General features: G+C 38.4%; 12 protein-coding genes. 2 read left to right on the forward strand and 10 right to left on the reverse strand.

Going from position 1 to position 13,976, the window contains the following annotated elements; translation table 11 throughout:
* The first annotated feature begins 2 nt into the window (after nucleotides 1-2).
* Together OM33_RS00600 and OM33_RS00605 are read left to right on the forward strand one after the other, a co-directional pair.
* On the forward strand, nucleotides 3-2,426 hold the full coding sequence (locus OM33_RS00600) for a GAP1-N1 domain-containing protein (RefSeq protein WP_199922466.1): 2,424 nt from the start codon (nucleotides 3-5) through the stop codon (nucleotides 2,424-2,426).
* Between the two features lie 15 nt (nucleotides 2,427-2,441).
* Nucleotides 2,442-2,873 carry a DUF4231 domain-containing protein gene (locus OM33_RS00605; protein WP_038637404.1) on the forward strand — a complete coding sequence of 144 codons (432 nt, stop codon included), beginning with the start codon at nucleotides 2,442-2,444 and terminating at the stop codon, nucleotides 2,871-2,873.
* 275 nt (nucleotides 2,874-3,148) lie between these two features.
* On the opposite strand, the gene OM33_RS00610 is transcribed toward OM33_RS00605, so the two are convergent.
* From OM33_RS00610 to OM33_RS00655, 10 genes are all read right to left on the reverse strand, one after another.
* On the reverse strand, nucleotides 3,149-3,814 hold the full coding sequence (locus OM33_RS00610) for an endonuclease (protein WP_038637408.1): 666 nt from the start codon (nucleotides 3,812-3,814) through the stop codon (nucleotides 3,149-3,151).
* Nucleotides 3,815-4,316: 502 nt separating this feature from the next.
* Nucleotides 4,317-5,003, reverse strand: a complete 687-nt coding sequence (locus OM33_RS00615) for a response regulator transcription factor (RefSeq protein WP_038637410.1) — start codon at nucleotides 5,001-5,003, stop codon at nucleotides 4,317-4,319.
* A gap of 11 nt (nucleotides 5,004-5,014) precedes the next feature.
* Nucleotides 5,015-6,412, reverse strand: a complete 1,398-nt coding sequence (locus OM33_RS00620) for a tetratricopeptide repeat protein (RefSeq protein WP_038637413.1) — start codon at nucleotides 6,410-6,412, stop codon at nucleotides 5,015-5,017.
* Nucleotides 6,399-6,785: a hypothetical protein gene (locus tag OM33_RS00625; protein WP_038637415.1), complete on the reverse strand. Its 387-nt coding sequence runs from the start codon at nucleotides 6,783-6,785 to the stop codon at nucleotides 6,399-6,401. Before OM33_RS00625 ends, OM33_RS00620 begins: the two co-directional genes overlap by 14 nt.
* A complete protein-coding gene (locus OM33_RS00630) occupies nucleotides 6,782-8,335 on the reverse strand; it encodes a sensor histidine kinase (RefSeq protein ID WP_199922467.1) in 1,554 nt (517 codons plus the stop codon). Before OM33_RS00630 ends, OM33_RS00625 begins: the two co-directional genes overlap by 4 nt.
* Nucleotides 8,336-8,377: 42 nt before the next feature.
* Nucleotides 8,378-8,770 carry a hypothetical protein gene (locus OM33_RS00635; protein WP_199922468.1) on the reverse strand — a complete coding sequence of 131 codons (393 nt, stop codon included), beginning with the start codon at nucleotides 8,768-8,770 and terminating at the stop codon, nucleotides 8,378-8,380.
* A 47-nt stretch (nucleotides 8,771-8,817) separates the two neighbouring features.
* On the reverse strand, nucleotides 8,818-10,779 hold the full coding sequence (locus OM33_RS21890; RefSeq protein WP_052140832.1) for a serine protease: 1,962 nt from the start codon (nucleotides 10,777-10,779) through the stop codon (nucleotides 8,818-8,820).
* Between the two features lie 166 nt (nucleotides 10,780-10,945).
* Nucleotides 10,946-11,707, reverse strand: coding sequence for a glycosyltransferase family 25 protein (locus tag OM33_RS00645; protein ID WP_038637425.1), 762 nt, complete (start codon nucleotides 11,705-11,707; stop codon nucleotides 10,946-10,948).
* Between the two features lie 59 nt (nucleotides 11,708-11,766).
* Nucleotides 11,767-12,942 carry a mandelate racemase/muconate lactonizing enzyme family protein gene (locus tag OM33_RS00650; RefSeq protein WP_038637428.1) on the reverse strand — a complete coding sequence of 392 codons (1,176 nt, stop codon included), beginning with the start codon at nucleotides 12,940-12,942 and terminating at the stop codon, nucleotides 11,767-11,769.
* 120 nt (nucleotides 12,943-13,062) lie between these two features.
* A complete protein-coding gene (locus tag OM33_RS00655) occupies nucleotides 13,063-13,830 on the reverse strand; it encodes a class II aldolase/adducin family protein (RefSeq protein ID WP_038637432.1) in 768 nt (255 codons plus the stop codon).
* Nucleotides 13,831-13,976 lie beyond the last annotated feature (146 nt).

Below are 13,976 nucleotides of genomic sequence, written 5' to 3' on the forward strand. Positions count from 1 at the left end.
TAATGGAACCATTAAAGGCTATTTATGGCTGCAAAAATAATAGTCATGATTTGCTATTTTGGGAGGGAAACTCTCCTCTTCCGCCTGAATTACTTGGTTTGACTGACAAACCTGCGGGATACGTTACACCTAAAGAAAAATGGTGGCCAGCAATTAACTGTGGACCTGTTGGTAACTGGTGGGCATTATGGAGTATTGAGCCTGATTCGAACGCGCCGCGAAATGGTATGGTTAAAAGTACGGTTTTACTCTGGGAGCTGGATAAGATACCTCACGTAAACTGCATAAAAAGATTTATTTATCAATTAGTTAACAATGCAAGTAGCAAACCACCTTACTCCAGTTTGTTGCAAAATGTCGCAAACAAACTGATTTGTAGTGATAACATCCTAGCTATAGAAGCTGACGAGAGCTTCCCCTTATTAATCGCTCATCTATGGACGAACTTGTGGAGTGAAGCACGTAAAGAGTTTTCTGTTAGAAGCGCATTTACACCACCTCAAGCATTAGCAAATACTAAGTTGCCTAAACTTTACTGTGTTCCCGCATCAGTTTTGAATCAATGGTATCTGCCTAACGTATCCTTAATTAATAGTACAATGACCACTGAAAGCTCTCGGGCAACTAACTACCTGATTGATAGAGCTGAAAATGATCAATTACTTCATCAACTACTGCTTGACTGTTCCAAGTTAACGGGTGATTTGAAAGTATTGAACATTTTAGGAAGAGCAGCTGATAACATAGAACAGTTTAGAGCAAAACCCACATTAACTAATGCGATTGTGGCGCTTAGGGCTTTAATCACTTGCTTTCCTTCACCAAAAAATACTAAAGCTATAAAAAGCGAGCTTTTAAATACGATTAAAAAGCTAATGACTAGTAAAGACGGCGCTTCTGATATTTTGACTATGTCCAATTTATCAAGTGACGCGGTTCCAGAGGGTGCTATGCCGAAAGTGGAACTATCAACTTGGATAGAGCACAACCTAACAACTCTTAGTAATGAAGAGCTATACAAGTATTTTGAAAGAGCGTTGCCGGATAAATCAATACCATGGTGGTCACAGTCTGTAGTCAATGGGATCTGCACTCTAGTTAATAAATCAGAAACTAGTATTCATGTGTTGTATTGGCTTTCTATAGCCCACTTTCAAAAAATTTTTTTACGGCTACCTTCTGTGCGACAAGATCTTCAGGAAATATTGTTTGAAAGTGCAAAAAAGAGTGAGCTAACGGAAGATAGTTTAATAGCGCTTGAGCAATTTTCTTTTTCTCAAGAATGGGCAAAGCTTCATGCCTGGGCTGTTTTCAATCTGTATGATGAAGAGCAAGTATACAAAAAACAACGAAACTCCATGCCCAATTGGACTGAAGGTGTACCATTCATAGTTCAAAATTTATCCCATAAACATGCAATTAACCTACTCAGAGATAATACTTTTTCTCCATTTATTGATTTGTTAGCTGAGCGATCCCTAAAGGAGCCTTCTCTTCTCAACTTCATTGATGTCGCAGAAGATAATGCGTTTCAACTGTGGCAAAAACAGTTAGACATAGGAGGAACTTTTTATCCTCCAAATATAGAAAGAGAGGCTTTTCTAGCGAAACTCTGTGATTGTCTTAAAACTAATATTCTACCTAGAGCTTTTGAGCAGGTGTCTAAGAATATCTCGAAGTATCTATTATCAAGTGCAGATAGAAATAAAGTTTGGTCTCAACTCGACCCCTCAAAAAGTTCTATTCTAGCTAAAGATATGACTAAAGAAGTTATAATTAATCCTCAGGCTTTACAACATTTAAGTGACGCAGAAACTTATTTTATCGATGAATTGAAGTCCCATATGACTGGCAAACATATCGAACCTGCTTTTATTTTGTCGTACTTATCACAATCGATTGCTCATCGAGAAGATGATGTCTTGAATTGGCTTAAAAAATCACACTCGAATGGCTTCCACTCTAATGCTCATATGCTTGGGAATTTAATATTAGAAAAACGTTGGAACAGAGTTGCCAATTGCTTATATCAAAGTAGTTATGGTTGGATGACAGAGACACCATACTTCAAGCCTGCAGTAGAAGCTTGTTCAGAACTATTGAATTCCAGTAATAAGTTTTGGTTTTCAATCAATGCAGGTACTTCACCACTACCTCACCAAAGTGAGATTATAAAAAAGTTTTCGGAAATCAGTGCCAATCTCGCTTATGATAGGCTTGACTATATTTGGCTGAAGGCTGGCGGTAAACCAAGTCGATTGAAAAACTCTGGAACAGAGTTAGATAAATGGTTCCATGCCGCATACGAGGCAGAAAAAGGAGCTTTAAACCGTGGTTTAATAGACCTGTTAGAAGTATTAATTGAAGAGTACCCCCATAATAATCAATTACGAGAGATTCATGGTATTGTTTCAAATAGATACTAATTAGGTAGTGAAAAAATGTCAGCTAGAGAATACGGCACAGAGCAAGCAGAGCACTTTAAGAAAAAAGCAGATCACAATAAAAAAGAATCACTTTGGTGTTTTAGAATTATCATGTTTGGCACTCTATCCGCCCCTCTTTTAGTCGGCTTGGGAGAAGGAGTGTTTTACGCAAAAGTGTTACCATCAATCTTATCCGCTGTAGCTGCATTTTGCACTGCATGGTTACAGTTACGTAAACCTCAAGAGCTATGGTCAATTTATAGAAATGCACAGCGACAAATTGAAGTGCAGATTACTCACTTTGATTTCAATGTAGCTGAGTATGCAGGCTTAGATGAAGACAAAAAAAATGAGCAGCTAGCTTTAAATATTAGTGACTTGGTGCTAGAAACCAACAACCGATGGACAAAGCAAGTTCCTAATCCATCTAACTTGAAATTAGATTGAATACTGGGCATCGACTCCTAAAACTCCCATAAAGAAAGTTATTACATTGTCAATCACTGCATATGAGTTTTATTAGAGAAAGTCAAATTTTCTACTTTCCTTAATATAGATGAAGATCCTTCGTCTCGAGTAATAGCGTCAAAAGACTATATTTCAATGAGCGCTATTCGAACTCTAAATACCGTAAGATATTTCTCATGTAGTTTAAAATGAATGTGTAGACATGAATGTAAATTCTTTTGGCTATTACAGTTTTCAAATATCGTTCTTAAACGTTACTTGATTTCACTAATCCAAGGGTTATATGTACCTTGTAATCTATAGATAGCATAATTTCTCCAAAGCTCTTCACTATCAACTGGGTATTTAATATGCCATCGTAACATTAACTTTTCCATTCCCCTCAAAGGCAACCCATACTCTGAATTCATGTAAAGCATTGAGCGTGCTATCCGACCTTTAACAATATCTTGAGGCTCAACAAAAATTTTATCCTTACTTTCTCCATAGACTCTTTCAAAATCAGGGCAGCCTTTATCAAAATATCTGTTTTCAGACACCTCATCAGAAATTTCATTAAATGGATAATTACTTCGAGAGGAATTAACGCCACCATGAGTAGGCCACAGATTATGTAAGTCAGCTTCTGCACTTTTATACGAATCAACCTCACAAGAATCTCTGTTATCACAGTTATGATAATCCGCAATCCAATCAGCTGAATACACGTGCTCTAGGGTCATCTTTTGTAATTTGCCTTTATGATTTACAAAATACCCTTTGTCGTTATATTGGATGGAGCAATATAACCCTTCACCACCATAAATATATAGTTTGTCCCAAAACCAATGCTCTCTTGCAGTATCGTAGTCGGGGATCACTTTTTGCTCAGCTATTGCGAACCATGCAACGAAATAAAATACCACAATGAGAAACTTCATATTTAAACAATCCTTGTTTTTATTTTGGTTACTTTGAGATCAACTAACTTTAACACGCTTAAGCATCGTTTGATTGAATCTTGTTACATCATTAATATTACAAATATTATGGCTCGTAAACTGGAAATTCATAAATTTAATAATTAAAAAATCTGGAAAACTACTTTCCAGAACTCGAATAAATATAAATTTTTTTTCTAATTTTCATTTTTTCTGGAAAAGCCTTCTATATTAGATGAAGTATAGGTTTCCAGAATATTTCCAGACTTAAATGTACGGAGTAACAGTTGACAATGCGTTAAGAACTGAGTAAAAAGTCGTCCTGACGCGATATTCCGGCTTTTCATCCCTGAAAAGCGTTCGAGAGACTGCGAAACTTCGTTTCGTTCTCTCTCACCCAACTGGCTCAGCAGAATTTGTGACAATGCGTTAATTTGCTAACGCCAATCAAAAAAGAAAAAGGGTATCACTTGATACCCTTTTTGCTTTTAATCTGATGAAATTAACCAGTAAACAAATACCCTTTAGAGCGAACTGTTTTAATTAAGCTTGGCTGATTGGGGTCATTTTCTAACTTGCTGCGAATCGATGAAATATAAATATCTGCCTGACGATTTTGCCCATCATAATCCATTCCCCAAAGCGATTTAAAAATAAAGTCTCGACTAATCACTTCACCACGATGTTCAATAAGTAACAATAATAAATCATACTCAGGCGCTGCAAATTCTATTGCATGACCCGCTTTTTGTACTTCTCGCTTATGCTTGTTAATGGTGATATCACAAATAGAAAGGTTATGTTCCTTATTCACTTCACCTGCCGCCTCACGGCGTAATAATGCACGACACTTTGCCAAAAGAAGGCGTGGTTCAATGGGTTTAGAAATATAATCGTCTGCGCCAAATTCCAGACCAAGCACTTGATCTATGGTATCACCACGCGCAGTTAGCATGGCGACTTTGCCGCTATAGCTCGGTTTGATTTGTTGGAAGACTTGCATGCCATCGATATCAGGCAACATGAGGTCTAGTAGTACTAAATCAGGTTGTTCAGCAATAATTTGCTCAACTGCACGTTGGCCTTCACTAATTACTTTACAATTAAATTCAAACTGCTGAAAAAACGCCTGCGTTAAGCTAGCTAACTCGTGGTCATCTTCAACAATTATCAGATTATATTTTTCCATTTACCGCCACTTTAGAATTCATAATTAAAACCAAGCTTAATGCGAACTGTATTGCTATGAACTCCCCAATAAATATCTGACGAGCGCTCTCCCCAATCAGTAGAAAGAAATGTCGATAAGTGTTCATTCATCTGATATTCGATTTTTGCGCCGATACGTAAGCTTTTATCAATCGAGGCTATATCACTACCAGCTTCTAAACCATATACATTCTCTAAGTCACTTTGTTTATAGTCTTGCTGAAAGAAGTGCGCATAGCCAACCGCACTCCACTCATCGGTTATTTGATAGACTAATGCCGTTTTTAAAATACCACCTTGGTAGTTTAGTCCATCGCTAGCATCATTATTCTTTAACTCGAATTGTACCTTGGCTAATAAACGATTGTTGTAAAAAAGTTTATTCCACTCAACGCCAAGCGCCCATGATGTATTATCAAAACCATAATTGGTATACGAAAAATCTCCAAATTTCACTTCTATGGTTTCAAAAGTACGATCCATATATTGACCATAAACATGCCATTCACTTGTATCAAAAAAGAATCGGTACCCAAGTTTGATTGCACTCGATTTTATTTGCGGTTGTCCACCTCTAAACTGGTTGCGCTGTTCAAGCTGCACCCCAATTTCTTTATCACTGGATATTGGCCAAACAAGCTCTGAGTCTAATTTATAGAGTAGTTTGTCATAATCACTAAAATCATAATTATCAATATTGCGAATTAATAAATTGTTTTTCCAGGTAACACGATCACCAATGTAGTTGTATTTAACCAGTGCGGTCGATTCAATAAAAGTTGTGTTTGGCTTTTCAATGAAAGGGGCTATATCAATACCTAATTCATCAGGCATTACAATCTCGCCATCGAGACTATAGAGATAGCCTTTTTCTGAAATAAAGTACTCTTTACCATCTGGCAATACAAAATAAAAACTATCTAGATACGGATCATCATCTAAAAAGTAATCACCAAAACTAAACCTAACATTATCGTCATAACCTGTTGCCAATGAACCAACAAGCCCCCATTGATGGGCTGATGTTGGCGCAACTTGTTGCTGTTTTTCATTGATTTCATTAAGCAGTAATTCAATATTAAAACGGACATTATCGGGTAATTCAGACACCTTTCTTAAGGCTAACAGGTGTGATTTAGCCTCTGAGTATTTCGTTAATTGCATCTGCGTTAATGCTAACTCTAAACGCACACGATGTTGTTCTGGTGATTGTGATAATTGGTAATTTAGTAAAGCCTCTGCGGCTACCCATTCTCCTCGTTCGACATGTTGCATTGCTTGATCAAATGCATTGATGTTGTCATTTTTATTATTAGCAAAACAAGGTAATAACAACTGTGATGTTACTAAAAGGCCTAAAATTAATGGAGTTTTCTTAATAGTCTTCATTATGTTCAATCTCTTGTTTTACTTTTTCTTCAAGTGCTCTCAATTCCTGCTTCATTTTTTTTATATCTTTTCTTTTGGCATTTTTATTTTGAGCAGATTGAGACGTATTTGATACACCACTGCTATCGTTTAATAGATTACTCTTATCAAGCTCGCTGATAGCATTTTGTAATTGTCCTTTAATACCTACACCATAACGTTGCTGGGGTTTAAATTTTTTATCCCAATCGCCCCAGTCAATGTTACTTTTATTAGTTTTTTGATCTTTGAGCGCTTTATTTATTGGTGCTGACTTTGTTGTATTAGCATCGCTAGATTGCGCTACAGCATCGGTTAGACAAAACAAACAAACAATGCAAAAGAGTAATCTCATGACTCTTCTCCTTCTGCTTGATTGGGTAACCTGATGCGAAAATGGGCGCCTTGTGAGGTTGCCATCAGCTCTATTTCACCAGCATGTTGCGAAACAATTTGTTTAACGATTGCTAATCCTAATCCGTAGCCCGAACAGTTAGCGCTTCGACTTTGATCTTGCTGATAAAAAGGCTCAAAAATATGTGCTTTACTTTTTTCATCTACCCCGGGGCCGTCATCAATAATATCTAATACAGTGGTTGTATCGTTACTCGATAACGCCACAACAACAGATGACTCTGCGAAACGGGCGGCATTATTTAATAGGTTTTCTAACATACGTGTAAATAACTGCTTATTTATCGCTGCCACACAGAAGTTTTGGGCTTCAAAGGAAAACTTTACCTTAGGGAAAACAATTGTCATACCATCTACAATTGTCATAATAAAATGGTTAAGTTCTAACGTTTCTTTTGTAATTCGTTCACTTTCACTGATTTTTTCGTAACTCAGTAAGTCACCAATTAATAAGTTAAGCTGATTCATATCAGCTTTTGTTTGCTCAACGAGCGTATTATCTACGCCAATCTGACTCAGGGCTTCTAATCTGAACTGCGCTTTAGATAAAGGGGTTCTTAAATCATGTGACACTGCACGAAACATTTGATGCTTTTGCGCAATTAACCGCTTAATGCGCAGTGCCATTTGGTCTATTTTCCAGGTTAATTGATTTATCACATCAAGGTGTTCTGGCATTTTGGTTGCTTCAATTAATTCCGGTTCTATCGCATCTACCTTATGCTGAATGTAAGTCAATCGATTTACAATCAAGCGAAGAATGAGCAGGATTAATAATGCCAACGCCACCAATACAGCGGCAAAACCGGATACCAATAACCACGTTGGATACTGTTCGAAAACGTTTATCGTGCCTAGTTTAAGTAAGTCTTGTGAATTTCCCCAAGGAGCAAAGACATCAAACGACAAACTACTATCAAACTCAGTTTGCCATATAATAACCATTTCACCTCGGGTTAAGCGCTCTAACTGTTCGCTATCCAGTACTTGACTATCGCTACTCACGCGATGAATTGGGTAGTTGAATTCACTACTAATCGATTGAAAAATCATTTGACGCTGTTGTGCGGGATACAAACCTAACTCATTTAACAATAAAAATGCGGTACCCGTAACAAGGTGCTCACTGACACCATTTAAAGTCAAATCGAGTTGCTGTTGTGCATTGATTGGATAACTGACGCGATACCTATTTTGCTCGTTTTGCTGTAAGGATATGTTGATTTGATTAGGCACTTTTGATGGCGAGGAAACCGACAGTGAGACGTTCATTAAAGACGCCACCAATTCAAGCCAGCGCTCACGATCTGCGGTATCTTTTTGTCTTTCTATCCCTTGCTTAATTAAGTACAAGGTACCTGAAAGCTGCTCAGCTAAATGCTGCTGATAGCGATGATGGTTAATCTCCGAAAATACAAAATAAGTTAGCAACAAGACTAAGCTAATTGCCACAATGACTGATCCGTATATTCGTAAGAATAAGGTTTGCAAACGTTTTCCTCGACTATCCGCAGCGTTATTTCTTTAACTTAATTATCGCCCTCTTTTAATCCCTTTAACAGGCGTATTTTCATCAATGGCATTAAGCACTGTTAAGTTGTCAGACGATATCCCCTCAGCAGGCAGTTTAAAGCTCACAGGGTAGGCTCGAGGCATTGCTCGACACATATCTTGTTTAAGACGCTTTAATGCAAACTCATGATGTCCTTGGTGTGCTTGATAAAGTAACTCGAAATCGTCTTTATTTGTGCAACCAGTCGACTTCACAACAAATGTTATGGTTTCTGCTGACAGATCAAAACTGTAAATTTTTTCGAGATTGTTACGTTCTGCTTCAGTCATTTTATTTGATAACGTTGTGCCGCTGCATGCTGACGCCAGTAAGCTCACTAGCAACATAAAAAAGATGGGGTAAATTTTTTTCATAATCATAAAGCCAGCAATAGTTGCTGGCTACTCCAATGTGGATAAATTTAAACTAGTTTTCTGCGTGCAACCAATCCAAGACCTAATAGAAGGGCAAGTATACCGCTGCTACCACTACTTCTTTTTGGTTTTTTATTGATTGTTACATTAACTGTTTTACTACTCGTTGCACCATACGCATCGGTTACAGTCACTTTAAATGCCAAGCTTTTTGCTGTTTTGTAAGTGGGTGCCGTTAAATTAACGACCGCTTTAGTTGCATCTGGAATAGTGATACTTCCTGACGTCACTTCCCATTGATAGCTTAAACTATCACCTTCTGCATCAGTGCTATCACTTGCATCTAACACAAACGCTTTTTCTTCTTCAACGGTAATATTAGCTTGTTTTACTTTGCTCTCTGGCGCTGTATTTTTAAGTACAGTACTCACTTCATCAATATAAGCTTTGTCATCACCATTTGGATCGATATCCGTTTCGTCTTTGCTGTAGATCATCGTAATACGATCCACCCCTTCTTTTAACGTAATTTCTTGGGCTGTAAATTCCGTTGCTTCAATACCCGATGTACTAATAACTAACTCATTGTTGTGACGGATTGTTAAAAAGTCCCAATCAGTTTCTGAAGACACTAAATGCTTAAAGTTAAACTTTTCAATACGATCGTTATCAATGGTAGCTAAAAGTACACTGTCTTGATAATCGGTAATATCGCCACTAGCCATTGCTGAATCGCCTTGCGAAGCTTTACTCGTTTGTACTTGCCAAGCAAGGTCGCCACCACTCCACCATTTAACATGGTTATTATCACTGCCCACAATTTCATTCATATTGTTAGATACTTGTGCGAGCACTTTAGCACCATAAAACAGTACCGCTTCTTTATTAACAGCATCATTCGTGTCTAACTTTAAAATAAAGCCTGCGTTGCCTTCTTGTGCGGTTTTAACACGTACATTGATGTCGCAAGTTTGATCAAAAGAAAGTGTTTTACCATCACATTGATTTTCAGCCACCTCAACTGATTCTAGCCCTTGGCTATCTTGAATCGTTGCGTTAGTCACCATAAAGCTATCTGAACCAACATTCTTAATCGTGAACACAGCTTGTTCATCAAACGTTTGTTCAACATAACCCTGACGTGTAATTTGTTGGTAAGAAACACCTGATTTTTTAGCTTCAACCCAATCATTGTATTTAGAAACACGCGCATACACACCTGGAGCATTTGGCGCTGCGCAACCATCGCCAAAGCTAACTACGCCAGCTTGGTACCATTCATCCTGATGCTTATAAATCAGTGGTCCACCACTATCGCCTTGACAAGAATCCTTACCACCCTCAACAAAGCCTGCACAGATCATATTATCAGTAATACCGGTTTCACCATCTTGCGTATAATCAGCAATACATTGTTCCCGGTTGTAAAGAGGAACGGTCACTTCTTGCAAAATTTCAGGGTACTCTGGCGCTTCATTACCATTTGGGTTCATATTACCCCAACCCATTACGATAAGTTCAGAACCGTCTTTTAGATTCGCTTCCATTTCAGGCGTAACTAACTTTATTGGCGTGATCCCAGTTACTTCTTCTGTTAACTCAACAATCGCAATATCGTTATTCAGACCAACATCACCATAGCTTTCATGTTCATAGATTTGTGCCACACTAAAACGCTTACCTGATTCAGGTTTAGTCGTATCATAGCCACCAATCCAAACATGAACGTTGTCAGCTGATGCGCCCTCAATACAATGCGATGCGGTTAAAACATAACGTCCACCAATAAATGAAGCCCCACAAAATGGAGAAATTCCCTCAGCCTGAGCAGAAATAAGTGAGGTCATAAACGGGTAGTTGCCTTCAACGGCAGGCTTACCATTAATAATACGTGGGGTATATTGTTCAAACGATTTTAATTTCATCACAGTGGCATTTTGTGCAACTGTAGGAGGCGCGTTAAGCACTGCAACACTGGCAAGAGCTAGTGGTAAAGCAACTTTCTTCATAACATTTCCTATACTTTTCATCATATCTTGAAACGTATTAGAAACCATTTTTTAACATGACAATATTTGAGAAATGTAGTTTTATGTAGTGATTGGTAGTGTTATGTAGAAGCTTCTGTTTTTAATGTTTTTTATTTCAAATAACAATAACGCTAGCAGTTAGTTACTACCAAGATAAAATCGTATTTTGCGCCTTTTGTGTTTGTTTGTAGTGGTTAACCATATCATTTAATTGTTGTACTTTGCGCTTAAAAATATGCTTTCGTATAACTTGATTTTGACATGCAGCAGTAATTTCACTGCCTACTTTACCGTCTTGCTGAATCACAAAGGGCATAAGCGAATAAACTGAAACACCTGTTTGCCAAGTGCGTTGAATTTGCGTATCTACTGGACAACCAAATTGTTCAGTTACCCTTAGTAACCGCTTCGCTGTCTCATAAGTAATTGCTTGGGCACAACAGCCAGTAAGCGGCTTTTTATGGAGCACTAAATCAAACTGCTTATTAACTTGTTTTGTTACTTTAATAGGGCGAGTTCGATTTTGGTAGGCGGCAAGTTTTAATAGTTGCCAATCACACTCTAGAGAGTCAATGGTACTAAATAACGCACTGAGATCACCCACTAGTTGAAAGTCATCTTCTAATACAATTGCATAAGGCAGCTTTTGTTCAACAATTCTTTGCCAAGCCAAGCGATGACTTAAAAAGCAGCCAATTTCACCATAGCCAAGATTGCGGTAATACTGTTTTGAATTTAATTGCGATGAATAATGCGCTTGAATTTCTTCGTTGGTGAGTTTTGTACCATCAATGGCTGGAATACGTTCAAATTGAATATTCTGCGCAGCTAATCGTGCGCTACTTTTCTTAAGGCGTTCGGTACTTTTAGCAAGATTAATCAGGAATACTTTAGGTTGGTTTAGCATTGTAAAACGCCAATCTAACAGCTAGGTATTCCTGATTATAATGAGCTTAGTTTACAGTTTTATTTAATCTCAATACGTGGCGATTTCATAATCACGTCATCGTTCAGTTCAATACCAATACCTGGTGCTTCTGATACTTCGAAGAAACCATTTTTAGGCTGCGGATCTTGAATACATAATTCGCGGTTCCACTTTTTAATTGCATAGGTGTGATGCTCGTGAATTAAAAAGTTTGGAATAGCTGTTTCAAGGTGCAGTGATGCCGCAGTTGCCACAGGGCCGCCGCATACATGCGCTTGAATGCGCACATCAAAAATATCAGCGTAGTCACACACTTTTTTGGTCTCAGTAAAGCCACCGCACAAACCAATATCAGGTTGTAATACATCAACACTTTGATCTTCAAGGTACGGGCGTACACCCCAGCGGTTATATAAACGTTCGCCACCGGCAATTGGTACAGCAACTTTGTCGGCAACTTTAGCGTGTAGCGAATGATTTAAGTAGTTAACTGGTTCTTCGTAATACATACAATCAAACTCTTCAGCGATTTCTCCTAGCTGAATCGCTGTTGTTGCGCCTGGTAAGCTATGGCATTCAAAGATGATATCGACTTCATCGCCAACCGCTTCGCGAATAGCTGCCATACGTGCGCGGTAAAGCTTCATTTCGCCACGAGAAATAATTTTGGTGCGCTCGTAGTAAGTATTGCCATCTTTGTCATACATGATTGGGTCTACTTTAACCGCATCATAACCTTCAGCAATCGCTTTTAATGCGGCTTCTGCGTATTCTTGCGGTTGCACGAGTGCTTTGAACTCATCGTCCCAGTCAAACTGTAGTTGCGATGCATAAGTACGTAGCTTGTCATTTACCTTGCCGCCAAGTAGTTGGTATACAGGTAAGTTAAGCGCTTTACCTTTGATGTCCCAAAGAGCGGTATCAATCGCACTCATTGCTGCATAAACGACCGGGCCGCCACCTAGGCCCCAAAAACTTTCGCGCAGCATACGTGACCATAACTTTTCAGTTTGGAAAGGGTCGAAACCAATTAAAAACGCTTCTGCAAATTCTTTAATCATATTTGCTGCGGCGCTATGGCCTAGATCATAAGCAAGGCCGGCTTCACCAACACCAGAGATCCCTTCATCTGTATGGATACGAACAAAAACGGGGTTCCATTGCGGGCGTTCGGGGCAATGGGTATCAAACACTTCGACGCGAGTTACTTTCATATTTGTTGGGCTCCTAATTATTGTTGCCAAACGTTTAATTTTTACTTTGCACTTTGCAAAGGTTTAGAGATTAAAAAAGTACTTCAAACCCATTGAAGCACTTTGATACTTATTTGCTTATTATTCTGTAAAGCTAGGATCGATACGATACGCTAAACGACGCATTGCAGGCCAAGATTTTTGACCACCCGTGCTACCTGTGTGTACTTTGTTTTGCTGCTCTTTCACCGTATTTAAAATTTGCTGGTCTATGGCAATAAGTGGTTGGCTAGTTGAAAGTGCCATCACCTGAATTTCACAGGCACGTTGTAAATCAGCCCAACGCATAAAGGCTTCACCAATCGAAGGACCTAAGGTTAATGCACCATGGTTAGGCAGCATTAACGTATGCGCATTACCTAAATCGGCCTGCAAGCGTGCTTTTTCTTCAGCATTTACAGCTAAGCCTTCATAGCCGTGATAAGCAATGTTACTCAGTGGGAACATTGCATGCTGTGAAATCGGCTTTAAGCCACCTTCTAAACTTGATACCACAATGGTTTCATTGGTATGCAGATGAATGACACATTGCGCATCATGACGCACTTCATGAATCGCACTGTGAATTGTAAAACCGGCTGGATTAATCTCAAACGGCGAATCATCAAGTATTTCACCTTGTAAGTTCACTTTTACTAGATTTGATGCCGTGATTTCATCAAAGGTTAAACCAAATGCATTTACTAGGTACTCATCTTTTCCAGGTAAACGTGCTGAAATATGCGTATAAATGGTATCGTCCCAACCATAGTAATGCGCTAAACGATAACAAGCAGCAAGATCGACTCGCAGCTGCCATTCTTCATCTGACACTTTTCCTTTAAGGTTGATTTCTGGTAATGCAAACATGGATAAGTCCTAATACGTTAGATGTATAGAAGTCTAAATTAGCAAGCCATGGCTGGCAATGATCTAAGCCAAAGAATTCTAAATTTTATGAAAAAAAAAAGCGCAAATCGAATTTGCGCTTTTGATTAAAACTATATTAGCTGGAA

The organism is Pseudoalteromonas piratica (genome assembly GCF_000788395.1).
Taxonomy (GTDB): Bacteria; Pseudomonadota; Gammaproteobacteria; order Enterobacterales; family Alteromonadaceae; genus Pseudoalteromonas; species Pseudoalteromonas piratica.

Coding starts and splice junctions, on each gene's coding strand:
- OM33_RS00600 (WP_199922466.1), top strand. CDS start 3: ATGGAACCATTAAAGGCTATTTATGGCTGCAAAAATAATAGTCATGAT.
- OM33_RS00605 (WP_038637404.1), top strand. CDS start 2,442: ATGTCAGCTAGAGAATACGGCACAGAGCAAGCAGAGCACTTTAAGAAA.
- OM33_RS00610 (WP_038637408.1), bottom strand. CDS start 3,814: ATGAAGTTTCTCATTGTGGTATTTTATTTCGTTGCATGGTTCGCAATA.
- OM33_RS00615 (WP_038637410.1), bottom strand. CDS start 5,003: ATGGAAAAATATAATCTGATAATTGTTGAAGATGACCACGAGTTAGCT.
- OM33_RS00620 (WP_038637413.1), bottom strand. CDS start 6,412: ATGAAGACTATTAAGAAAACTCCATTAATTTTAGGCCTTTTAGTAACA.
- OM33_RS00625 (WP_038637415.1), bottom strand. CDS start 6,785: ATGAGATTACTCTTTTGCATTGTTTGTTTGTTTTGTCTAACCGATGCT.
- OM33_RS00635 (WP_199922468.1), bottom strand. CDS start 8,770: ATGAAAAAAATTTACCCCATCTTTTTTATGTTGCTAGTGAGCTTACTG.
- OM33_RS21890 (WP_052140832.1), bottom strand. CDS start 10,779: ATGAAGAAAGTTGCTTTACCACTAGCTCTTGCCAGTGTTGCAGTGCTT.
- OM33_RS00645 (WP_038637425.1), bottom strand. CDS start 11,707: ATGCTAAACCAACCTAAAGTATTCCTGATTAATCTTGCTAAAAGTACC.
- OM33_RS00650 (WP_038637428.1), bottom strand. CDS start 12,942: ATGAAAGTAACTCGCGTCGAAGTGTTTGATACCCATTGCCCCGAACGC.
- OM33_RS00655 (WP_038637432.1), bottom strand. CDS start 13,830: ATGTTTGCATTACCAGAAATCAACCTTAAAGGAAAAGTGTCAGATGAA.